Genomic DNA, 21,284 nt, shown 5'->3' on the forward strand with positions numbered 1-21,284 from the left:
GTTTCCGGCGCAAATCGGCTACGTATGCGGGTATGGAAACGACGCCGCTGGACAGTCAGGACGAGCTATCTGTTTTGCGCGCTCTCGTCGCTGAACAGGCGGCGAAACTTGAGAGCCAAGAAGCTGAAGTCAGCAAGCGAGACTCCATTATCGGGCTCCTGCGCGCGCAGTTGGATTTGCTCCGCCATCGGCAGCATGGCGCTTCTTCGGAAAAGATCGACCGCAAGATCGAGCAATTCGAGCTGATGCTGGAGGAGATCGAAGCCTCCCGTGCCGAGGCCGAGCTTCGCTCCGGGAAAGCTCCTTTGCCGGAGTTGGACGACGCACCGGACAAGCCGAAGCGCAAACCATTGCCCGATGGTCTTCCAACCGAAGAACTGGTCTATGCGGCACCCTGCAATTGTCCGACCTGTGGTGGTACATCGTTCCTGAAGGCCGCTGACAGGGTGGTCCAGGTGATGGAGCACGTGCCGGCGTCCGTCAAGATTGTCCGCCACGTCGAAAAGCGCATGATCTGCAGGGACTGCGATACGACGGTGGCAGGCGAAATGCCGACCCTGCCGATCGAACGCGGCAAGCCCGGACCGGGGTTGCTGGCCCATATCATGGTCGCCAAATTCGACGATCACATCCCGCTCTACCGTCTATCCGAGATGTACGACCGGCTGGGGATAGATATCTCCCGATCCGTGATGGCCGACTGGGTCGGCCGCGTGTCAGTTCTGCTGGCTCCTCTCATCTTGCTGATTAGAGCCCATATCGCGGCGGTCGATCGAATACATACGGACGATACCCCGGTGGATGTTCTCGACCCTGGGCGAGGAAAGACAAAAACCGGGCGGGTCTGGGTCTATGTCTTCGATGGCAGCGGCTATCAAGATCCCACTCCAAGAGCCATTGCCTACTACTATAGCCCCGACCGCAAGGGCGCGCATCCAGCCGACCATCTCGCTGCCTTCAGCGGCGTGATGCACGCGGATGGCTATGGTGGCTATAAGAAGCTTTACGGCAACCAGATCATCGAGGCTGCGTGCATGGCGCATGTACGCCGCAAGTTTCACGATGTGATCAAGCTGAAGCCATCTCCAATCGCTGACGAAGCGCTGTCGCGCATCGGTACGCTCTACGATATCGAAGATCGTATCCGCGGCATGTCGGCTGACCAGCGGCGTACACTGCGCCAGCAACACGCCAGGCCCCTTCTGGAGGACCTCAAGAGCTGGATAGAAGAGACGCTTTCGACGCTGCCACAGAAGCAGAAGCTGGCTGAAGCGATGCGATATGCCCTCTCGCGATGGGCAGCGTTGAGCGTTTACATCGATGATGGCCGTGTCGAAATCGATAACAACATAGCTGAACGAGCCATGCGTCCGCTTGGAATCGGAAGAAAAAATTGGCTCTTCGCCGGGTCAGACAAGGGCGGTGAGCGCATCGCCAACATCCTGACCATCATCGAGACTGCCAAACTCCATGGCCACAATCCGGAGGTCTATCTCACAGACGTCCTGACCCGGATACAGAGCCACCCAAAGGATCGGCTCCAGGAATTGCTACCGTGGCAGTGGGCGCCTGCAAAAGACCGATACGAGGCTGCGTGATGGCACGCTCGAGGTTCATCTATACGCTGAAAGAAGTCGCCGGCATGATCGGCGAGAACCTCGAATTAATCGAGGAGGTGACCGCCAACTCAGACAATATCGCCGAGGGCGAACTGGTATATGTCCGCGATGGCAGTGAAGATGGCACAACAGGCCTGACCGAAAATGGAATTGACGACCTTCGAGATCTCCTGGCCGACATACGGACGTGGGATGGTGGAATCCGCCAGTTCCTCGTCGATGAACAATGCGATCCCGAGATGATCGAGCGCGTCATGGCAGATGAACTAAGCCGCAAGTCCTAAACCGCGCCTCGTAGACGCAAAAAATGCGTTCGCCGGACGCTCACCGCGCATGAAGGCCACCACCGAGGAGCAACTGGAAGCCTGGGAAACGTTCCGGCTGGCGAAGATCAAGGCCGATAAGACCCTCGACTTCCGAGACGGCCGGACCGCGGCTATCGCGTGGAACCATTTCGCGAACATGTTTATCGGCGAGAAGCCGGTGACGCCGACTGATTTTCTGCTTCATCGCAAGATTGCGATTTTTCCCGTCCATAAGACCCGAGCTCCCGGAGGTCATCTCGATCGATGACCGAAGCTCTCGACGTGCAATGCCTCCCCTACATGCCGCTGCAAATTGAGCGCCTTCGAAAGTCGAAGGCGTGGCTGAGGTGCAAGCGAAATCCAGAGATTGCCTTCTACATGGTGAACCTGTGGATGCGCGCCTGGCACGAGATCCCAGCCGGCAGCATCGAAGACGATGACGACGTTCTAGCCGACGCGGCCATGTGCTCCCCCGAGAAGTGGGAAACGCTGAAAGTAGATATTCTGCAGGGCTGGGATCACCGGGACGGCCGGGTCTTTCACAGCACCGTTACAGAGATTGCGACAGAGGCAGAAAGCAAGCTTCGTCGTAACAAAACGCGTACTGCCGCAGCGAGAGAGGCGCGCGGACAGCAACGTCATTCCTCTGTGACAGACGCTGTAACAGGCAATGTCATAGAGGATGTAACAGGCAACGAAGGGAAGGGAAGGGAAGGGAAGAGAAAGAGCAACATCTGACGATGTTGTTAGCGCAGCCGACGGAAAGTATGCCTTCGAGGCCAAGGCAATTCGCCTTACCGACGCCGACTTGGCGAAATGGAAAAAGGCATTTCCCCACGTTTCGCTCGAGGCAGAGCTTTGGGGTCTCGACGAGTGGGCAGTGGCCCAAGGCAACAACTGGTTCAACGCCGTCAGCGGTGCGTTGGCGAAGAAGGAACGCAGCGCGGTCGAGCGAGCGAATGCTGCGGCCGCCATCCGCGACAAGGGAGGCGGGTCGAGGCGTCCCGATCCGCGGATATGAAAACTGCTGAGCAAATCCTGAGAGATTACAAAATCCAACTGAGGCGCGTCACATCGGGAAACCAGAAAACAATCTGCCCGAAGTGTTCAGCGACCAGACGAAACAAGCGCGAGCCGTGTCTATCGGTCCGGATAGACAGTCAGGGCATCCAATTCAACTGTCACCATTGCGGCTTCCATGGAGGCGACTACTTTGACGACCAAGCTAGGCCAAATCGGGGTTCAAGCGTTCGTAAACCGGAAGATCGACCCAAACGTCGCAGCACTTTCCGGCGCATATACGGGTAAGGCTGTAACGGATGCAGACGGACAAACCGTTGTCGAGCCTGATGTCTCCGGCAACATCGTCGTGTTTCCGTTCATCGACGGCGGTCGTGCTGTTGCCGAGAAGTATCGAGCTCCGGGAAAGAAATTCTGGCAACGGAAGAACGGCCGCAAGACGTTCTGGAACGCCGACTGCATGGACGATCCTGCGTTGGAGGACGGCCACAAAGCATTGATCATCACCGAAGGCGAGATCGACGCCCTTACCTCGATCGACTGTGGCTTTCATACGACCGTCAGTGTTCCCGATGGGGCTCCGCCGGTTCGAGACGGCGAAGACCCCGATCAAGTCGAGGATACGGCGCCGGAAGACGATAGCCGCGGCAAGTTCGAATTTGTGTTCAACAATCGCCACCGGATCAAACGCATCAAGCGTTTCATTCTCGCCGTCGACAACGACGGCCCCGGCCGTCGCCTTGCTGCCGAGCTTGTTCGTCGCATCGGTGCGGCTCGATGCTCGTTCGTGACCTATCCGGAAGGTTGCAAGGATCTGAACGACGTCAGGATGAATTTCGGTCCCGACGCCGTCGTTCGAGTGTTGACGGAAGCGAAGCCCTACCCGGTCAAAGGTATCTACCTGCTATCGGATTATCCCGAGCTGGACGAGCCGAGAACCTATTCTACAGGGTGGCCCGATCTCGACCCCTATCTTCGTGTCTGGCTCGGTGAGCTGCTCGTGGTAACGGGCATTCCCGGGCATGGCAAGTCAACCTGGACAATGAACATGTGCGTCAACCTAGCCCGCGCCAATGGCTGGCGGATAGGCGTTGCATCCTTTGAGATCCCGACGGTGCCGGCGCTGCGTTATAAGCTGCGTCTGGCCGCGTCTGGCGTCGAGAGCAAGCAATGGAACCGTGATATCGTCGCAGACGCTGACGTGTTTATTCAGAAGCACTTCGTATTCATCGACGCCGATCCCACGGGCGATGCCGATGACGATATGACGTTGGAATGGTTACTCGAGCGCGCGGCCGATGCGGTCTTGCGGCATTCAATCCGAGTGCTGGTGATCGACCCGTGGAACGAGGTTGAGCACTACCGCCCAAGGAACGAGAGCGAGACACAATACATCAACAGGGCGCTGCGCCAGATCCGCCGCTTCGCCCTGAAATACGAGGTTTTGGCGATTGTAGTTGCCCACCCGACCAAGGAGTTGGGGAAAGGCGGAGAGGCCAGAACGCCGACGCTCTACGACATCGAAGGCTCCGCGGCATGGTACAACAAGCCAGACCATGGCGTGGTGATCGATGTTCCAGACCCAGACCTGAACGAAACCGTCGTCTGGGTGAAGAAGGCTCGCTTCTCATGGTCCGGCCGCAAGGGTGATGTGACCCTTCAATACCTCCCAGAGGTCGAAGGCTACCAGTCGCTCAACGGCTTCGCGCCCATGTGGAAAGCAGCTCAGGCCGAACATGAATACCAGCCCACCAGACCGTCGAAATCAGGCGCCTACCAGGGGAAGAAGCAATGACTTCAGCGATCGAAGAACAACTCCCCGAAGACGTCCAGCAGCGCATGATCGAGAAGCTCCTCGGCAAGGTGAACGCCGAGCGCATCAAGACGGCGACAAGAGGCTTCCGCCCGGTGTCCGTCATCGTCGCCTATGAGTTCTACCGGATGCCAATGCAAGATTTCCGAAGCTGGCGGATCGATCGCATCGAGAACGGCAGGAAGGATCAGCATCTCGGGAACCTGAACGCCGAGGACTGCCGCAGGGAAGTCGAAGCCCTCCGGAGCAAGGGCTTTACCGTCAGGCAAGTGACGATCGGTCTCGCGCCTACAAAGGCCCAACTCGAGCAAGCGCGGAAAGCCGGCAAGATTCGCCGCAGCTCCATCATGGACAAATTGAAGGATGTACGAATTTGAAAATGCAAACACTAAACCGAGCCTTCAACCCCAGCAACGAAGAGCGGCTGGCGAAGGAGACGAAGGCCGAAGAGCTGACGTTTCGTGGTCTTCGCAGCGAGGAGGGCAGGCAAGGAGGGCAGGAGTTATGGTTTGCCGTCAAGGCGGTCCCAGGGTCCCAGCGCTCGCCGTCGACGCCGGCGAACGACGATCGGGCGCCGAGCCTCAGCCTCGTCGAGCGCAGTCTTGCCAACGCCGGTTTCGAGTGCTTCATGCCTACGTACCGTTTGGTGGTGAGGCATCACCGGAACCGCAAGCTCATCGAAAAGCGCTTCCCGATCTTCACGGGGTATGTGTTCGTCAACCTGCCCAAGCGGCGGTTTGTTGAGGTCGAGGCAGTCGAAGGCGTAGGCAAGCTATTGAAGTTCAGCCGGACCTATGGCGAAGAGCCGGAACCCTTCAGCTTTCCCCAAGAGACGATCGACCGTCTCCGCTTTACGGAGTGGTTTGAGGATCAGCAGTTCTTGAGCCGGAAAGCATATGAGGTGCGGCAGGACGAAGTCGATCGCGAGTTGAAGGCGATGAAGAACGCTAAATCCAAAGGCAGCAGGAAGATCCGCAGCGCGCACTATTCTGAGCTGGCCGGCAGTTTGTCGCGCAGCATGACGTCGCCGTCGTCACGTTCTTTGGTTATGGAAACGATGGCTCAGTTGTTGAAACTGAGCGGAACCGCTTGAAAACTCATTACCATATGGTAATGTCTGCGCACTGATTTGTGGATGTACAGTGCGCAGAGACGCCGGTCCACGCGGCCCTGATCGGGTAAGCCGCACGACGGGAGAATAAGCTTGTCTTCAAAGCTCACGTCTGGATACTCCAGTCGGAAGTTGTCGCCAGCAGCCTTGACGTAGTTGGCAATGTCCCCTTCTTCGGAAGCAGAAAACTCCAAGATAACCGATGATCGGGGTTCTTTTTGTCTCGTATAGACACTTTCATGCGCATGCGTAGACTCCATATCTGGACTTTCTCTTGAAGGCACACGGACCTAGAGCTGGCAGCGCACGTAGGCCATTCTTTTGTCCCCACGTTTGTAGCCTGCCCGAGGCCCCCTCGATAATTCATCGACCACATGGGTCGCGAACGTTTCATCAAGCCGCAGGTACTTCCACCCTTGACGCTCGCCGCTATTGCTGCCGCCGCGGACCTGCCAGGCGAGCATGATGTCATTGCCGTCTTGTGTCGTCCCAACGGCGTGGACCTCAACGACGCGTGTGTAGCCGTCATATCGAAGCTCAAGGCACTGTTTTAGGCGTAATGCTTCACAAGGGGTGTTCAAGCGCATTTCCGACTCACCTCACGGGGCTAAACCAGGTGAGACTTAATCGAATACAGCGAAGAGTTGCAATAAGCGGCCAGCGTGTCCGGCGACGATGATTGATGGTCAGTTAGGGTAGTGGATGAACCAGGTGGTCCTTATTACTCACTCGGTGGCACTTGTCGCTCTGGGCTTAAGCTTCCTGTTCAATGTGGTCCTGATCTGGCGAACATTGAGAGCTCTGTCTTCTAGAGTAAATTCGATCGAGATTAATTCCGCTCGAAGCCGCGATGGGATGTAGGCAAAGAAAACCTCGCGGCATCCGTCGGTCTCCCCCACCAACTTGAACTGGGATGCCGTGCCGGCGGGCGCCACCGATGATACCGGAGAGGTGACGTTGGTCAGGTTGTCCGCTGAGAGGTCAGAAGCCGCGGGAGAAATCCTGTTCCCGTAGCCGTCATCGACGAGCACGATCTGGGATGTGACGAGCTTTCCGCCAACTGGCAGGGTTAGACGTGCTGAGGCCATATCCCAAAAGCGATCGGTTCGGTTCTTGGTCATCACGTCAATTGAGTACCATTCATCCGAACCCGAGAGCCATCCATGGGAGATAACCTCTAGATCGGGTGACGTCGGTCCCTCAGCAGCGAGCGCCTGTCTTCGGCCATAGATGACCCCCGCAACGCCAGCCAAAATCCGAATATACCCGTTGCCGTTCCAAGAGCCGCGATCCAGAAGTTCGTATCAGCGTCCACTCCGAGCCCCATGTTTCGCCAATCCAAAACGCGATCATGCAATTTGCGGGTTAATGCTACCCTACAGGCGAAGTAGTCATGGGCAAGCTCAACACCATTAAGCCACTTGTGGCCACTCTTCCTCCGCTCATTGGTAGACCCAAGGGTGAGAAGGCACGAGACCGACACCGCCGCCAGACACAGCCCTGGCGAGCCTGGTACAACACTCCACGATGGGAGAGGCTGAGGCGTCAGGCCTTCGAGCGCGACCTCTACTTCTGCCAGCGCAGCGGAGAGCTATGCTCGGGCACTGGCAATGATCAGAACGCACCGGTGGCGAACCATAGGATCCCGCACCACGGTGATCCGACTCTCTTCTGGGACATCAACAACATCGAGACGGTGACCAAGCGCATCCACGATGGGCTGATCCAGTCCGAGGAGCGCAGGGCACTAGTAGGACTGTAGAGCCAAGAAGGCTTAGGGCCACTGAGGACCAACCGCGTACATGTAAACCCCAGCAATGGCGATCGCGATGAGGAAGATGATGATGACAAACCGAGACATCCCTCGGCTGGCTTTCTTATCGGTGCTCTTCATGAGCGTTCAACGGTAGCGGACCACCGAAGGTTCCAGCGATCGAGCAGCCCGGGGGGGTATGCCAGATCCGAAACGCCTCTGCGGCCGGACCCGCGTCCCCCACATGTAGAGATTTTTTTGTGATCCAGCAGTTTCCAGCCGGAAACCAGAGTGGAAACCATGGCTAAAGAGAACAAGCCCATCGACTGGGCCGGCATCGAGAAAGACTACCGGGCTGGCGCCATGAGTGTCCGCGACATTGCCCGCTGGTATGGGGTTTCTCACACCGGGATTAACAAGAAGGCGAAAGCTGATGGCTGGGTAAGGGACGCCAAACCCAAGCACATTGACCGGTCCGAGCCGGTTGAACGAGTTGCCAAGCCGGTGGAACCTACTGTGGACCTGTCGGAGAAGGGCAAACTGCTTGCTGGCCGGATGATGGACGAGCTCGACGCAGTGACGTCACTGCATGGCGAGCTGGAAGACATGATCTGCGACGAGGAGAGCGATCCGCGGAGACGGCAGGCACTCTTGAAGGCGATCTCGCTCGGTGAGCGGGCAAAGACCTTGAAGGATCTCAGCGCCACACTGAAAACGCTCACCGAGTCAGCGGCACCGGCGGGAAAGAAAGCTGCTCGAAAAGATGCGGCCGCAGCCGCTGCAGCCGGTGGCGGTAAGTTCGCTCAGCGGCCGGGCCCAAAGCTGGTGGTCGATAACAAGTGACGCTGCATTGGTCGACAGCATGCCCGGACTGGGAAAAGCGGATCGTATCGCAACGGTCGCTGATAGCATTCCGGCCACTCTTCCAGAGCGAGGCCGACTACGCCCTGAGCGTATTCAAGGCGCTGAAGGTCACAGACCTGCCAGGCCAACCGACGTTTGGCGAAGTAAGTGACCAGTGGGTGTTTGACTTCGTCGCGGCGATCTTCGGGGCGTACGATGCCGAGACCGGCAAGCAGCTCATCACCGAATTCTTTCTGCTGATCAGCAAGAAGAACACGAAATCCACTATCGCCGCAGCGATCATGCTGACGGCGCTGATCATCAACTGGCGGCATAACGAGGAGCTGCTGATCCTGGCGCCGACGATCGAAGTTGCGCAGAACAGCTACAAGCCTGCCGCCGCGATGGTCCGTGCGGATCCGGAGCTCGACGCGAATGCCGACGAGGGCGGCTTGCTTGTCGTCCAAGACCATCTGCGGACGATCAAGCACCTCGGGACCGATGCGGCGCTGAAGGTGGTGGCCGCTGATACGGACACAGTGTCCGGCAAGAAGGCTGGCCGAATCCTGATCGACGAGCTTTGGGTGTTCGGCAAACGAGCGAACGCGGATGCGATGCTCAGGGAGGCGACGGGCGGCCTGGTGTCGAGGCCGGAAGGGTTCATAATCACTCTGTCGACGCAGAGCGACGAGCCTCCGGCCGGCGTCTTCAAGGCAAAGCTCGACTACGCGCGAAACATTCGCGATGGAGTGATAGAGAACCGGAAATTCTTGCCGGTCATCTACGAATTCCCGCCAGAGATGATCAAGACGAAGGCTTACGAGGATCCGGCGAACTTCTACGTCACGAACCCGAACATTGGTCGATCGGTCAGCCAGGAGTGGCTGCAAGACGAGATGACTAAGGAGCTTTCGGGCGATCGGACGACGCTGGCGACGTTCCTCGCCAAGCATTTGAACGTCGAGATCGGCATGAACCTTCGCGCCAACAGGTGGCCGGGAGCGGATCTCTGGGACGGCAGGGCAGTAGAGAGCATCACGCTCGACTATCTCGTCGCCAACTGCGACGTGATCGTTCCGGGGTTGGATGGCGGCGGCCTCGATGACTTGTTCGGCCTTGCTGTTGTCGGAAGGCATAAAGTGACGCGAGAGTGGCTGTGCTGGGTGCACGCCTGGTGTCACCACGGTGTGCTGAAACGACGCCAGTCGATCGCAACCAAGCTGCGCGAATTCGAGAGCCGGGGCGAGTTGACGATCGTCGACGACGAGCTCGAGGATATCTCTGACATCGTCGGCATCATTGCTCAAATCAAAGATGCCGGCTTGCTCGCTTGTGTGGCCGTCGACCCTGCCGGCTTAGGCGAAATGGTCGAAGCATTGGATGAGATAGGCGTCACCCAGGAAGAGGGGATGCTGATCGGTGTTCCGCAAGGCTTCCAGCTGATGAATGCCATCAAGACGGCGGAGCGCAAGCTGGCGAACGGCACCTTGCGCCATTCTGGCACCGGCCTCATGCAGTGGTGCGTTGGCAACCTAAAAATCGAGCCCACGGCCACTGCCATTAGAGCGACGAAGCAGAACGCCGGCGATGCGAAGATTGACGTCGCGATGGCTCTTTTCAACGCCGTAACGGTGATGAGCCGCAACCCAGAACCGAAGCGTAAGCCGCAATTCCAGATGCTTGTCGTCGGCGGCCGATAAGGAAGCACACATGAACAGGATGTATTCGGTCCTGACGGTGAAAGCCGTCGAGGAGGATCAGCGCATTATCCGCGGCGTCGCAACCACACCCAACCCGGATCGTGTCGGCGACATTGTGGAACCCCTCGGTGTCCAGTTCAAGAACCCGATGCCACTGCTACATCAGCACGTTCACGACAAGCCTGTCGGCACCGTGACCTTCGACAAACCCACCAAGGACGGCATCACCTTCGAGGCAAAGCTGCCGAAGATTGAAGATGCTGGCCCACTGCGCGACCGGATCGAAACCGCGTGGGGCGAGCTTAAGGCCGGCCTCGTGCGCGCCGTCTCGATTGGATTTCGTTCGCTCGAGCATGCCTGGATGGATGATGGCGGTATCCGCTTCATCAAATCGGAAGTGCTCGAACTCTCTCTTGTGTCCGTACCGGCCAATGCCGACGCGGTGATCTCCACCATCAAGTCAATCGATCGCCCTCTGCTCGCCGCGACCGGCAAAGAGCCGAAGGCAAACGATCGGCCTGCTCGTCCCGGCGCCTCGGGAAAATCCACCAAACCGGTAAATCTCAAGCCAAAGGAAAATGCAGCTATGAAGACCGTAGCAGAACAGATCGCGGCGCTGGAAGCCTCTCGGCAGGCCAAGTCCGCACGCATGGGTGAAGTCATGCATAAGTCCATCGACGAAGGCCGATCCACCGATCAGTCCGAGCAGGAAGAGTTCGACACGCTCGAACAGGAAGTCGGCCAGATCGACGGCGACCTGAAGCGCCTTCGCGCTTTGGAAAAGACGCAGGCTCTCACCGCAAAGCCGGTAATAGCCAATCAGATCAAGACCACAGAAGCGGGCGCTGCCGTCCGTATGGGCGCTCCCGTCGTCATCAAGAGCGACAAGGACGAAGCCTTCGAAGGGCAGAGCTTCACACGCATGGTGATCGCCAAGACCCTGGCGCGCATCGATGACATGTCGGCGGTCGGCGTCGCTCATAAGCGCTGGGGCAAGAGCAACCCACAGCTCGTTGAAACCATCAAGGCTGCTGTCGCAGGCGGCGGTACAGAATCCGGCGAGTGGGGTTCGGAGCTCGTTCACATCGATCGCTATACCGGCGACTTCATCGAATACCTGTACAGCCGTACCGTGTTCGACAAGCTGCCGCTGCGCGAAGTGCCGGCCAACGTCAACATCGCTGGCCAGGATGGTGCTGCCACCGGCTACTGGGTTGGTCAATCCAAGTCCATTCCGGTCACCAAGGCTGACTTCTTCGACGTGAACCTGACGCCTCTCAAGGTTGCCGCTCTTGCTGTGGTGTCGAAGGAACTTCTTCGCGATTCATCGCCGTCCGCTGAGAAGCTCGTTCGAGACGCCCTCGTCGAGGCATCGGCGCAGCGTGTCGATCAGACCTTCCTTGGCACCGGCGCAGCCGTTGCTGGGGTATCGCCGGCTGGCATCCTCAACGGCGTCACGGCCGGCACCAGCGCGGGCTCCGACATCGAAGGCGTTATTGCCGACGTCAAGGCGCTCTATGCTGGCTTCATCGCGGCGAACAACGCTGACGGCCTCCAGTTCGTAACCACGCAGTCGCTCGCCAAGTCCGTAGGCCTCATGCAGAACGCTCTCGGCAATTGGGCATTCCCCGGTTTGTCGGCGAATGGCGGCAGCCTGCTCGGCGATCCGCTTGTTGCTGGCGGCAATGTCGGAGCCGGCGACCTGATCCTGCTGAAACCGTCCGACATCTACAAAATCGGCGACCGCGGCGTGGAAGTCTCGCTTTCGACCGAAGCCGCCATTGAGATGGACAGCGCACCGGCCGGAGCTAGCGACACGCCGACCGCGAACACGAGCGTTGTGTCGATGTTCCAGACGGATTCCGTGGCCATCAAGGTCGTGCGCCCGCTGAACTTCGCGAAGCGCCGCGCATCTGCCGTCGCTTACATTGGCGACGCCGATTACGGCGCGGTGGCACCGTAAAGCGCTAAAGCGGGGCTTCGGCCCCGCCATTCTCCTTATTTTGATGGAGGGTTCGATGGACCTGATTGCTACTCGCCGTATGAGCTATGGAACGCGTCGGCTTCTGCCGGGTGACAGGTTCACCGCACCGAGCCAGACTGCCCGCGTATTGATCGCAATCAAGAAGGCAAAGGCGGCCGGCGCTGAAGGGCTAGGCGCAGAGCCAGCAAAGCCGTTGGCAGTGCTTCGCACCGAATATCAGGCGGTGACTGGCAAGCGCCCGTTCCACGGTTGGGATGCCGAAACCCTCAAGACGAAAATCGCAGAGGCGAAGGACGCTAACTGATGCGCCTTTTTGGGTTCAATATCTCCCGCGCAAAGTCGGTTGAGAAAGCGGTCTCGCCTGTTCCGCAAGGCGGTCGCGGATGGTGGTCGATCCTCGAAAGCTTTCCGGGTGCATGGCAGCAGAACGTCGAGATCAAATTCGACTCCGTTCTGTCCAATCACGCTGATTTTGCGTGCCGGACGCTGATCGCCTCGGACATTGCCAAACTTCGTATCAAGCTGGTGGCGAAAGATAGCAATGGCATTTGGTCGGAGACCTCAAACCCAGCCTATTCGCCCGTCCTGCGCAAGCCGAACGACTGGCAGACCCGTATCCAGTTCATGGAGAGCTGGGTGCTGTCAAAGCTGCAGCGAGGGAACGCATATATCCTGAAGCAGCGCGACGGGCGCGGCGTTGTGGTCAAGCTCTATGTTCTGAACCCCGACCTAGTGACGCCGCTCGTCTCCGACAGTGGGGCGGTGTTCTACCAGATGAATACAGACGCTTTGAGTGGCGTCGACCAGCTTATTACCGTCCCGGCGCGCGAAATCATCCATGACCGGTTCAACTGCTTTTTTCACCCGTTGGTTGGCCTATCGCCGATCTTTGCCAGCGGCTTGGCAGCGATGCAGGTGCTTGCGATCCAGAACGACAGCACTCTGTTCTTCCAGAACGGAGCCCAGCCGGGCGGTGTGCTCACGGCTCCCGGTGCGATTGAGGACGCTACCGCGCAACGGATCAAGGAAAAATGGGATAGCAATTTCTCCGGCAAGAACGCCGGCAAGGTTGCGGTCCTTGGCGACGGCCTCAAGTACGAGGCGATGAGAGCCAAATCCACAGACAGCCAAATGATCGAGCAGCTGAAATGGAGTGCTGAGGTCATTTGCTCGACCTACCATGTCCCGCCCTACAAGATCGGCGTAGGGCAGATGCCGACGAACAACAACGTCCAGAGCTTGAACGTCGAGTTCTACAGTCAGTGCTTGCAGCGGCTGATCGAGGACATTGAGCTCTGCCTGGACGAGGGGCTCGGCACAGGGGAATCGCTCGGTACAGAATTCGACCTCGATGGCCTCCTACGTATGGACAGCGTGTCGATGATGGAGACGCTCGATAAGGCGTCCGGCATCATGACTATAGACGAGAAGCGGCGGAAGCTGGATCTCAAGCCTGTGCCGGGCGGTGGCAGCGTCTACCTGCAGCAGCAGAATTACAGTCTGGATGCCCTCGCCAAGCGCGATGCACAGGCTGACCCGTTCGGTACGGCCAAACCTGAAACTGCTTCGACAGAACCTGATCCGGCCAACGACAACCCGTCTGAGGCAGAGGCTCGCGCCGCCTTGGTGGAAATTCTCAAAGGACTTCGCTGATGAAATTCGATGGAAAGGCCTTCGGCGCTGAGATCGTCGGCGTGGTGAAGGGATATCTGGAGAAGGAGTTGGCGCCACTCGCGGCTCGAATGGATGCTCTTGAGAAGCGCATCGAAGCAATCCCGGCGCCAGTGGATCTGTCCTCTGATCTCGCGGCTCTGAAAACAGCTATAGAGGCGATCGTCATCCCGGAAATTCCGAACACACCAGAGCTTCCGGATATTACAGCGATAGTCGGAAAGGCCATCAAGGAAGCGGCAGCTGCTATCCCGGCCCCAGAAGACGGCAAGGACGGCCTTGGCCTGGCCTGCGCCTTCATCGATCGCGACGGCAACCTCGTCCTCACAATGACCAACGGTGAGCCGAAGAACCTCGGGCCTGTCGTCGGCAAGGACGGCGAGCCCGGCAAGCCCGGCCGCGATGGCTTCAACCTCGAAGACTTCGACGCCTCCGTAATGGATGACGGGCGCACGGTGCTCCTGTCCTTCACTGGCAAACAACTCGACTACAAGGTCGAGCTTGGCTTCCCTGTCATGCTCTACCGCGGCGTCTTCAAGGACGGCCAGCCCTACGAGCGCGGCGACACCGTCACCTGGGCGGGTTCGCTCTGGCATTGCGACAAGGCGACTTCTGAAAAGCCGGGAGACGGCTCCAAGGACTGGACCCTCTGCGCCAAGAAGGGCCGCGACGGAAAGAACGGCGAGGCAAAGGAAGCCAAGCCGTTTCAGCCGCTGACGATAGGCACTCCGGCGAAGGGGAAGTGACATGGCCCTTGTAACCGTCGACCAAGTCAATCTCGCGCTCCGCCTAGAACTCGTAGATGCCGATGAGCGCATTCCTGATATCGAGCTGAAGATTAGCCAGGCCGAAGACGCGGTGATCGACTACCTGAAAAAGCCAGATCATGGATGGGACCAGACGACCGTCCCCGGGCGCGTTTCGGCAGCGATCTTGCTCGTCATCCAGAGCCTGCTCGATGTGGCCGACACCGGCGGCCTTCTCCCCGGTCTCGGCTCCGGTGACCCCAAGAATCCTGTGGTGGCGCTCCTGTATCGCCTCCGCGACCCTGCAATCGCCTGAAGGAGCTTTCAATGGCCCGTGTCCGTTTCACCCATGACTTCGACTACAAGCCAACGCCTCAGTCGACGATCGGCTACAAGGCCGGAATGGAATTGACCGTCAAACGAGAATGCGCCGATCAGGCGGTTGCGGCCAAGAAGGCTGTCGAGCTCCCGTCAGCAGGAAAGCCCGCCGATGGCGCCGAGTAAGCCAACCTCTGGCGAGCTGCAGCACCGCGTCGCCTTTGACGAGCGGACAACGGTTGATGATGGTTACGGCAACACCGAAGGCGGCTTTGCCGAGCGGTTCAAGTCGTGGGCCGCATTTCGCCCCCGGGGCGGCTCCGAGGCTGTTGTTGCCGCGCGGCTGGAAGGCCGCAACATCCTGGGCGTCTACCTCCGTTCCACGGCGCAGACGACGCAGATCAAAGCGGATTGGCGGATGAGGGATGTTCGCACCGGCGACGTCTACGCCATCCGGATCGTTGATGCCGTGTCAGACCGCTACTGGGTCTACGTCGAGGTGCAGACGGGAGTTGCCGCCTGATGAAGACGAAAGCCAAGTTTCTCAGCCGTCAAAAGACGATGAGCCTCCTGAACGGCATCGTTCCTGAAGCTGAGAAGGAACTGGCGAAAGCGCAGATGGACGGCGCTCAGTCGCTCGCGAACAAGATCAAGCCTCGCGCTCCGAGCGAGACCGGCTCGTATAGGCAGAGCATCCAGGCGGACAAGCTGTCCAACCGGCCGGGAGAGCGTTCTGTTAGCGGCAAAGGGATCGACAACGAAACTAAGGACCCCAATGCGACGGGGGTGTTCGCCGACTATATCTGGCGCTTCCTTGAGTTCGGTACCGTCAAGATGACGAAGCGTCCGCACATCTTCCCCACCTACCGCCAAGAGCGACCGAAGATCCGCCGGAAGATGGCGGCTGCGGTGCGCAAGGCCGTGAAAAAAGCCAAGGGTTAGCAATGGCCTCACCATCGTTGGAATTGCAGGGTGCCATAGCGGCACGCCTGAAGGCCTCGGCTGGCCTCACGCCTCTGGTCGGGAGCCGCATCTACGACGCTGTACCGGCAGACAAGGTCTTTCCCTACGTCACGATCGGGGAGGGCGACGAGACGAGCGACGACGCCGATTGCGTCGACGGCTTCGAGATCTCGCTCGACATCGATGTCTGGTCGAGAGCTACCGGGTACCCAGAAGCCAAGCGCATCAGCGACGAGATCCGAAAGGCGCTCAAGTCACCGGACCTGACTCTGCCGATAAACGCTCTCGTCTTTTTCCGTCACCGCCAAACCCGATTCCTACGAGACCCGGACGGCCTGACATCGCATGCCGTGATGACCTTCGAGGCATTCGCGGAACAACCTTAACCGCCATTAGGAGACCCTAAAATGACCAAGGCGACTACCATCAAGGGCGGGAAGTTCCGCGTCCTAATCGGTGACGATGCTACCCCAATTGGGTATTCCGCTCCCTGCGGGTTCACGCAGCGTTCGATCACCCTGAACAAGGGCCTGAATGAGGTCAACGTTCCGGACTGCGACGACCCCGACAAGGTCGACTGGCTGGGCCGTGACGCCACCTCGCTTTCTATGACGATCGCCGGTGAGGGCGTTCTCGCGGCCGAGAGCGTCGAGACCTGGCTCGATGCCTTCGACAGCATCGATTCTATCCCGGTCAAGGTCGAATGGGAGTTCCCCGCCAAGACCATCACCTGGACGGGCGCCATGCATCTCGAGAGTGTTGAAGCCGGGGCAGCCAATGCCGGCCGCGCAACGCTGAACGTCTCCATGCAGAGCGACGGCGAAATGGTCCGTACCGTCACGCCGGTGACCCCGTAATGAGCAGAGACGGTTCCTGCGAGGTTCCTTTCAATGGCCGGCGGACGTTCTTCAAGCTGGCTTGGCGTGAACTGATGAAGATCCAGGAGGCCTGCGACGCGGGCCCCTATCTCGTCCTCGATCGGCTGGTGTCTGGTCGCTGGCGGCTTCAGGATATTTCGGAGGTCATCAAATGGGGGCTGATCGGCGGCGGCATGTCACAGGGTGATGCCTTGACGCTGGTCGAGTCCGAGGTCGAGGGACGGCCTCCGCTGGAAAACCTCGTCGTTGCACAGAAGGTCCTTGGGGCTGGCGTCATCGGCAGCGCGGAGGAGGACGTCGGAAAAAAATCGGTGGCGGCAAGCCCGGTAAAGCGGAAGAGCCGCTCCCGAATGGGAAGATCCGGTTTGCCGCCGTCATCGGAAACGGAATAGCCATGGGCCTGTCGCCTCAAGAGGTGATGGGCCTGTCGATTTTCGAATATCTCGCTGCTCTAGACGCCGTCTGCGAGGAATCGGAGGGCGACAAGAAGTTGAGCGCGACTGAGAAGGACGAGCTTTGGGAGTGGCTTTCATCGGGATGATTAGAAGATGCCAGTTAAATCGAGCTGGTTTCTCTCGTAGGCATCCAAGCGGCCAAGATCATCGCAGGTGTGAGGTCCTTCAGGAACACGGTCGTTCGTGGGGCCTGACCTGGCTTCTCTGGAATCGTGGCGTTCGCCATTTGATTGCATATCTCGCGTGTCAGCTTCGCTATCTGAAGACGCTCTTTAGCTGCTTCCCGAACCTTCGACGCCTGCACTTGTGTCCAGCCGTAGTGAGCGCCGCCAGCGATGATGACAACGCATGCTGTGGCGACGAGCCCTTTCAACCAACCATCCAAGTGAGTGCCTCCCATTGGCTACTGATAACGAACAGCTGGTTTTGAGCATAAGTGCCGACACCCGTCAAATCCAACGGCAGTTAAAATCTCTGGTTGGTCAAACGCAGGCCAACACGAAGGCTATCGAGGATGCTTTCAAGGGGATAGACAAGGCCTCCGATAATGCGTTCGGCAAGGTCGCAGCCAATAGCAATCGCGCCTTCACGACGGCAGAGCAGGGTGCCAAGCGCTACCAGAATGCGATGCGATCCTCCACGGTTCAGACCGGCAACCTCGCCGCGCAATTGAACGACATCAGCGTCCAGCTCGCTGGCGGTCAATCGCCGTTCCTAATAGCTCTACAGCAGGGAACTCAGATTACGCAGGCGCTGGGCAGCGGAACAGGTGTGCGCGGTGCGGTCGCTGGCGTTGCTGGTGCTTTCACGTCACTGCTCAACCCTGTATCCCTCGCCACGATCGCTGTCATCGCCCTTGGCGGCGAGGCCGTGCAGTATTTCACCTCGCTGTTGTCAAACGGAGAGAAGTCTGAGGAAACCCTTCAGAAGCAGGCTCAGTTGATCCAGCAACTCGCCAAGGATTGGGGCGATGCTGTACCCGCGCTTCGCGAGTACGCTGACGAATTAGAGCGCGCGCAGAAGATCAGTGACCTTCAGGCTGGCGCTCAGATTATTAACGAGAACACTCTCGAAGATACGAATGCAGCCATCAAGGACGTGATCACCGCGTATGATGATTTCGTGAACAAGCTGCAGAATGCAGGCGAAGAATCGGAAGTGATTCTTCATTTCCAAGATGCCTTCAACAAGTTTTCAGAGGCGGCACGTGACGGCTCGCTTAGGGTGGAAGACGTCCAACGCGTCCAAGACGCATTGGCCGCGGCGGTCAATAGTAGCGGTATCCCTGCGATTGACGAGTTTCGGGACAGGTTCGAGAAGTTAGCCGCCGCCGCACTTCAAGCGGCCAGTAGCGTCCAACAGGTCAACGCTCAGACGGGAGCCGCGACCACAGCGCTCTACCCCTCTCAAGGCGCATATGCTGGTGTCGACAGGTCCTCGGATGGGGCAATCCAAAACGAAAGTCTCAGTCTTCCAGAAGACGGGCCGGTTCCTGGCTCTAACCCCCTCCGGGATGAGAGCCTCAACAACGACGATCTCTACGGCAAGCCGAAGAAGGCAACCCGTGACAAGGCAGCGGAGTCGGCGAAGCGCGAAAAGGAAGCTGTCGCTGAACTGATCGAGCAGCTCGAATTTGAGCAAAGCCTGATCGGGATGACGTCGGCCGAGCGGGCGGAAGCGAACGCGCTTCGTCGCGCTGGTGCCGCCGCCACCGATGAGCAGAAGGCGAAAATCTCTCAGCTGGTTGAGGCGTCCTACGCGGAGAGAGATGCTATCCGGGCCAACCGTGATGCAATGGAGGAGCTTCAAGACGTCAGCCGCGACGTTCTTGGGGGGATCATCTCCGATCTTCGAGAAGGAAAGAGCGGGGCAGACATTCTAGCTGGCGCTCTCGAAAGGGTTGCATCTCGGCTCTTTGACGCAGGGTTGAACGGCTTGTTTCCATCAACGGGTGCCGGCGGTACCGGAAAGGGAATATTCGGAGGCGCAATAATTCCCGGTATCTTGCATAATGGCGGCATCGCCGGCTCAGATGGATATGGGCATGGCCGCGCGTTCTCCCCTTCTGTTTTCAAGGGAGCGAAGCGGTATCACAACGGTGGGATTGCTGGCCTTCGTCCCAATGAGGTGCCGGCGATCCTGGAGCGAGGTGAGCGGATCACTCGGAAGGGCGATAGCGGTTCGAACGGCTCGGTCTCCATCAACTACTCGCCGTCTTACGACAACCGCGGTGTTGATGGCGAGCGCCTGGCGCGGCTTGAGCAGTTGCAGGAGAAGGATCGCCGCGAGTTCTCCTCTCGTGCCATCAGCGCTGTCCAGAAGGCTCGTAAAAGCAACGTGAAAGGTCTTTAAATGGCAATCGCCTTTCCGCGCGACATTCTCGCGGGCTTTCCGGGCTGGTCGACGAGGTTCGAGCTTGCCTATCGTCAGGAGCGTTCCCGCACTGCAGGTGGCAAGACATTCGCCAAGGATCTCGGCTCGCCGATCTGGCATGCTTCATATGTGACGAAGATCGTTCGGGCGAACACCGTCGACAAATGGCGGGCGATACTCGCCAGCATGGACGGCGGAATCCAGTCGTTCATTGGCGTCAACCTGTCCCGCTGCTACCCGATCGCCTATCCTCGCGGCGCCTGGCCGACGGGAAGCTCATTTGACGGAACTGGCGGCATTACCGGCATCGATCCCAACCGCAAGGTGTTCAGCATTCGGGGCTTCCCTCCGGGGTTCAAGCTGTCTGAAGGCGACATGATTCAGGTAGGCAACACTGATTTGCATTGGGTTCAGGCGGACGCGGTTGCAAACGTCTCCGGCGTGTTCCCTACGCTTGAAGTGCGCCCGCACCTCTGGCCGTCGGTCACGGCAGGCACAGCGGTGAGCGTCAAGCGTCCTCACTGCATCATGTCGGTCGACCCTGACACGATCAGTTCGCAGACGGACCTTTCGACCGGCGCGGGCTCGATCTCTTTCGATGCATGGGAGGCCCGCTGATGCCTCGCAATATGACTGCGGCCAACGTCGCGGCGTTGCAGGAGCGGAGGCTCGTTGCTCGCGACTTCCTCTGGATCGTGGCGCGCGATCGGATCACAGGCGAGCTTGTGCCTGATGGCACTTGGAGTGACTGGGGCGATGTAGCGGCGCAGGTGATCAATCCCGATACCGGCCTAACGGAAACCCGCAACTTCTACGGCTCTGGTACGCTTATCCAGATGAGCGACATTCCGCTCGTCAAGAACATGAGCGTCCAGAACGTCACAATTCACATGTCGCAGATCAACGACCATGTGGAGCAGCTTGTCCGCGATTACGATGTTCGCCAGGCTCGCGTCGAGGTTTATCGCGGTCTCTTCGATCCGGACACGCGGCAGATGGTTGCTCCGGCCGAAAACCGCTTCGTTGGCTTCGCCGACAACCTTGTCATTGAAACTCCGAGCGAGAACGAGGAGGGCGGCGTAACGCTCACCTGCGTCAGCCATACGCAGGAGATGACGCGCGCCAACGCCGAGACGCGAAGCCATGAAACGCAGGTTCTGCGAGACCCTGGTGACACGTTCTACAAAGACGCAGCCACAACCCCGACTTGGAAAATTTGGTGGGGTTCACAGAAGGGCGTCGTGCCCACGCAGAAGAAACGCAAGAAGTTTCTAGGGATTTTCTGATGGACATTTACGAGGCGCGACTGAGCGACCTTCCGGCGCTCGTCGCGTTGGCGGAAAGCTTCCACGCGGAGGCTGGCGGCTCATATCCCTTCAGGATTGACCGCGTGCGCTCGTTTCTCGCTCAGGCGATAGCGAGCCCCGATTTTCTCGCTGTCGTCGCTGGCGAGGCTGCCTGTGGGTTTCTCATCGCACGGGCTGGCACGAACTACCTGACTGGCGAGCGCATGGCTGAAGAGGTGGCCATGTACGTCCATCCCGATCAGCGATCGGCTGGGCTGGCGTGGAGCTTCATCAAAAGGTTCGAGGCGTGGGCCGTGACCACGGCTGGGTGCACTGTTGTCAAACTGACGGCGCAGCATTCGGCAAGGCCCGAGGCCGTCGCCAGACTTTATCGAAGAAGCGGGTACGCCGCCGCGGAAACAGCTTTCATCAAAAGGCTTTAACTG

At 58.9% G+C, this 21,284-nt stretch carries 28 protein-coding genes; 27 read left to right on the forward strand and 1 reads right to left on the reverse strand.

Translation table 11 applies throughout. The features are described from left to right. Nucleotides 1–32 precede the first annotated feature (32 nt). The 8 genes from tnpC (at nt 33) to LPU83_RS41170 (ending at nt 5,850) form a co-directional block, all read left to right on the forward strand. The gene (gene tnpC / locus LPU83_RS41135) at nt 33–1,598 is read left to right on the forward strand and encodes an IS66 family transposase (RefSeq protein WP_037069003.1); all 1,566 of its coding nucleotides are present in this window, start codon (nt 33–35) and stop codon (nt 1,596–1,598) included. Beyond that, nucleotides 1,598–1,903 carry a hypothetical protein gene (locus tag LPU83_RS41140; protein WP_037069005.1) on the forward strand — a complete coding sequence of 102 codons (306 nt, stop codon included), beginning with the start codon at nt 1,598–1,600 and terminating at the stop codon, nt 1,901–1,903. The genes tnpC and LPU83_RS41140 overlap by 1 nt, the downstream gene beginning before the upstream one ends. A gap of 49 nt (nt 1,904–1,952) precedes the next feature. Then, nucleotides 1,953–2,192, forward strand: a complete 240-nt coding sequence (locus LPU83_RS41145; RefSeq protein WP_024318367.1) for a hypothetical protein — start codon at nt 1,953–1,955, stop codon at nt 2,190–2,192. Then, nucleotides 2,189–2,662 (forward strand): DUF1376 domain-containing protein, encoded by a 474-nt coding sequence (locus LPU83_RS41150; protein WP_024318366.1) that lies wholly within the window; start codon nt 2,189–2,191, stop codon nt 2,660–2,662. The genes LPU83_RS41145 and LPU83_RS41150 overlap by 4 nt, the downstream gene beginning before the upstream one ends. A 70-nt stretch (nt 2,663–2,732) precedes the next feature. Next, nucleotides 2,733–2,945 carry a hypothetical protein gene (locus LPU83_RS41155; protein WP_024318365.1) on the forward strand — a complete coding sequence of 71 codons (213 nt, stop codon included), beginning with the start codon at nt 2,733–2,735 and terminating at the stop codon, nt 2,943–2,945. A 192-nt stretch (nt 2,946–3,137) separates the two neighbouring features. Then, nucleotides 3,138–4,739: a bifunctional DNA primase/helicase gene (locus tag LPU83_RS41160; RefSeq protein WP_024318364.1), complete on the forward strand. Its 1,602-nt coding sequence runs from the start codon at nt 3,138–3,140 to the stop codon at nt 4,737–4,739. Then, nucleotides 4,736–5,134, forward strand: a complete 399-nt coding sequence (locus LPU83_RS41165; RefSeq protein WP_024318363.1) for a hypothetical protein — start codon at nt 4,736–4,738, stop codon at nt 5,132–5,134. Before LPU83_RS41160 ends, LPU83_RS41165 begins: the two co-directional genes overlap by 4 nt. A gap of 2 nt (nt 5,135–5,136) precedes the next feature. Further along, complete coding sequence (locus tag LPU83_RS41170) at nt 5,137–5,850, forward strand: transcription termination/antitermination NusG family protein (RefSeq protein WP_051166759.1); 714 nt, start codon at nt 5,137–5,139, stop codon at nt 5,848–5,850. A 308-nt stretch (nt 5,851–6,158) separates the two neighbouring features. Here LPU83_RS41170 and LPU83_RS41175 read toward each other — a convergent pair whose 3' ends face one another. Next, nucleotides 6,159–6,455, reverse strand: coding sequence for a hypothetical protein (locus LPU83_RS41175; protein ID WP_082321164.1), 297 nt, complete (start codon nt 6,453–6,455; stop codon nt 6,159–6,161). Nucleotides 6,456–7,495: 1,040 nt separating this feature from the next. On the opposite strand from LPU83_RS41175, the gene LPU83_RS75090 reads away from it, so the two are divergent. From LPU83_RS75090 to LPU83_RS41265, 19 genes are all read left to right on the forward strand, one after another. Then, nucleotides 7,496–7,630: a hypothetical protein gene (locus LPU83_RS75090; RefSeq protein WP_258579770.1), complete on the forward strand. Its 135-nt coding sequence runs from the start codon at nt 7,496–7,498 to the stop codon at nt 7,628–7,630. Nucleotides 7,631–7,921: 291 nt separating this feature from the next. After that, the gene (locus tag LPU83_RS73400) at nt 7,922–8,464 is read left to right on the forward strand and encodes a hypothetical protein (protein WP_024318358.1); all 543 of its coding nucleotides are present in this window, start codon (nt 7,922–7,924) and stop codon (nt 8,462–8,464) included. A 2-nt stretch (nt 8,465–8,466) separates the two neighbouring features. Then, a complete protein-coding gene (locus LPU83_RS41190; RefSeq protein ID WP_024318357.1) occupies nt 8,467–10,164 on the forward strand; it encodes a terminase large subunit in 1,698 nt (565 codons plus the stop codon). A 10-nt stretch (nt 10,165–10,174) separates the two neighbouring features. Then, a complete protein-coding gene (locus tag LPU83_RS41195) occupies nt 10,175–12,127 on the forward strand; it encodes a phage major capsid protein (RefSeq protein WP_024318356.1) in 1,953 nt (650 codons plus the stop codon). A 55-nt stretch (nt 12,128–12,182) separates the two neighbouring features. Then, nucleotides 12,183–12,452 (forward strand): hypothetical protein, encoded by a 270-nt coding sequence (locus tag LPU83_RS41200; protein WP_024318355.1) that lies wholly within the window; start codon nt 12,183–12,185, stop codon nt 12,450–12,452. After that, on the forward strand, nt 12,452–13,801 hold the full coding sequence (locus LPU83_RS41205) for a phage portal protein (RefSeq protein ID WP_024318354.1): 1,350 nt from the start codon (nt 12,452–12,454) through the stop codon (nt 13,799–13,801). Before LPU83_RS41200 ends, LPU83_RS41205 begins: the two co-directional genes overlap by 1 nt. After that, the gene (locus LPU83_RS41210; protein WP_024318353.1) at nt 13,801–14,565 is read left to right on the forward strand and encodes a hypothetical protein; all 765 of its coding nucleotides are present in this window, start codon (nt 13,801–13,803) and stop codon (nt 14,563–14,565) included. The genes LPU83_RS41205 and LPU83_RS41210 overlap by 1 nt, the downstream gene beginning before the upstream one ends. Nucleotide 14,566: 1 nt before the next feature. Then, the gene (locus LPU83_RS41215; protein ID WP_024318352.1) at nt 14,567–14,881 is read left to right on the forward strand and encodes a hypothetical protein; all 315 of its coding nucleotides are present in this window, start codon (nt 14,567–14,569) and stop codon (nt 14,879–14,881) included. Between the two features lie 11 nt (nt 14,882–14,892). After that, entirely contained in the window at nt 14,893–15,069 is a 177-nt protein-coding gene (locus tag LPU83_RS72960; RefSeq protein WP_167546197.1) for a hypothetical protein, read from the forward strand. After that, a complete protein-coding gene (locus LPU83_RS41220; RefSeq protein WP_024318351.1) occupies nt 15,056–15,406 on the forward strand; it encodes a head-tail adaptor protein in 351 nt (116 codons plus the stop codon). The genes LPU83_RS72960 and LPU83_RS41220 overlap by 14 nt, the downstream gene beginning before the upstream one ends. Beyond that, nucleotides 15,406–15,825, forward strand: coding sequence for an HK97-gp10 family putative phage morphogenesis protein (locus tag LPU83_RS41225; protein ID WP_024318350.1), 420 nt, complete (start codon nt 15,406–15,408; stop codon nt 15,823–15,825). Before LPU83_RS41220 ends, LPU83_RS41225 begins: the two co-directional genes overlap by 1 nt. Before the next feature lie 2 nt (nt 15,826–15,827). Beyond that, complete coding sequence (locus LPU83_RS41230; protein ID WP_024318349.1) at nt 15,828–16,232, forward strand: DUF3168 domain-containing protein; 405 nt, start codon at nt 15,828–15,830, stop codon at nt 16,230–16,232. A 21-nt stretch (nt 16,233–16,253) separates the two neighbouring features. Next, entirely contained in the window at nt 16,254–16,703 is a 450-nt protein-coding gene (locus LPU83_RS41235; RefSeq protein WP_024318348.1) for a phage tail tube protein, read from the forward strand. Continuing rightward, entirely contained in the window at nt 16,703–17,116 is a 414-nt protein-coding gene (locus LPU83_RS41240; RefSeq protein WP_024318347.1) for a gene transfer agent family protein, read from the forward strand. The genes LPU83_RS41235 and LPU83_RS41240 overlap by 1 nt, the downstream gene beginning before the upstream one ends. 2 nt (nt 17,117–17,118) lie before the next feature. Further along, nucleotides 17,119–17,265 (forward strand): hypothetical protein, encoded by a 147-nt coding sequence (locus LPU83_RS41245; RefSeq protein ID WP_157997329.1) that lies wholly within the window; start codon nt 17,119–17,121, stop codon nt 17,263–17,265. A gap of 262 nt (nt 17,266–17,527) precedes the next feature. Further along, entirely contained in the window at nt 17,528–19,531 is a 2,004-nt protein-coding gene (locus LPU83_RS41250; RefSeq protein WP_082321165.1) for a phage tail length tape measure family protein, read from the forward strand. After that, nucleotides 19,532–20,170, forward strand: coding sequence for a hypothetical protein (locus tag LPU83_RS41255; protein ID WP_024318344.1), 639 nt, complete (start codon nt 19,532–19,534; stop codon nt 20,168–20,170). Beyond that, the gene (locus LPU83_RS41260; protein WP_024318343.1) at nt 20,170–20,838 is read left to right on the forward strand and encodes a hypothetical protein; all 669 of its coding nucleotides are present in this window, start codon (nt 20,170–20,172) and stop codon (nt 20,836–20,838) included. The genes LPU83_RS41255 and LPU83_RS41260 overlap by 1 nt, the downstream gene beginning before the upstream one ends. Then, on the forward strand, nt 20,838–21,281 hold the full coding sequence (locus tag LPU83_RS41265) for a GNAT family N-acetyltransferase (protein WP_024318342.1): 444 nt from the start codon (nt 20,838–20,840) through the stop codon (nt 21,279–21,281). Before LPU83_RS41260 ends, LPU83_RS41265 begins: the two co-directional genes overlap by 1 nt. Nucleotides 21,282–21,284: the final 3 nt, after the last annotated feature.

It is taken from the genome of Rhizobium favelukesii (assembly GCF_000577275.2).
GTDB lineage: Bacteria > Pseudomonadota > Alphaproteobacteria > Rhizobiales > Rhizobiaceae > Rhizobium > Rhizobium favelukesii.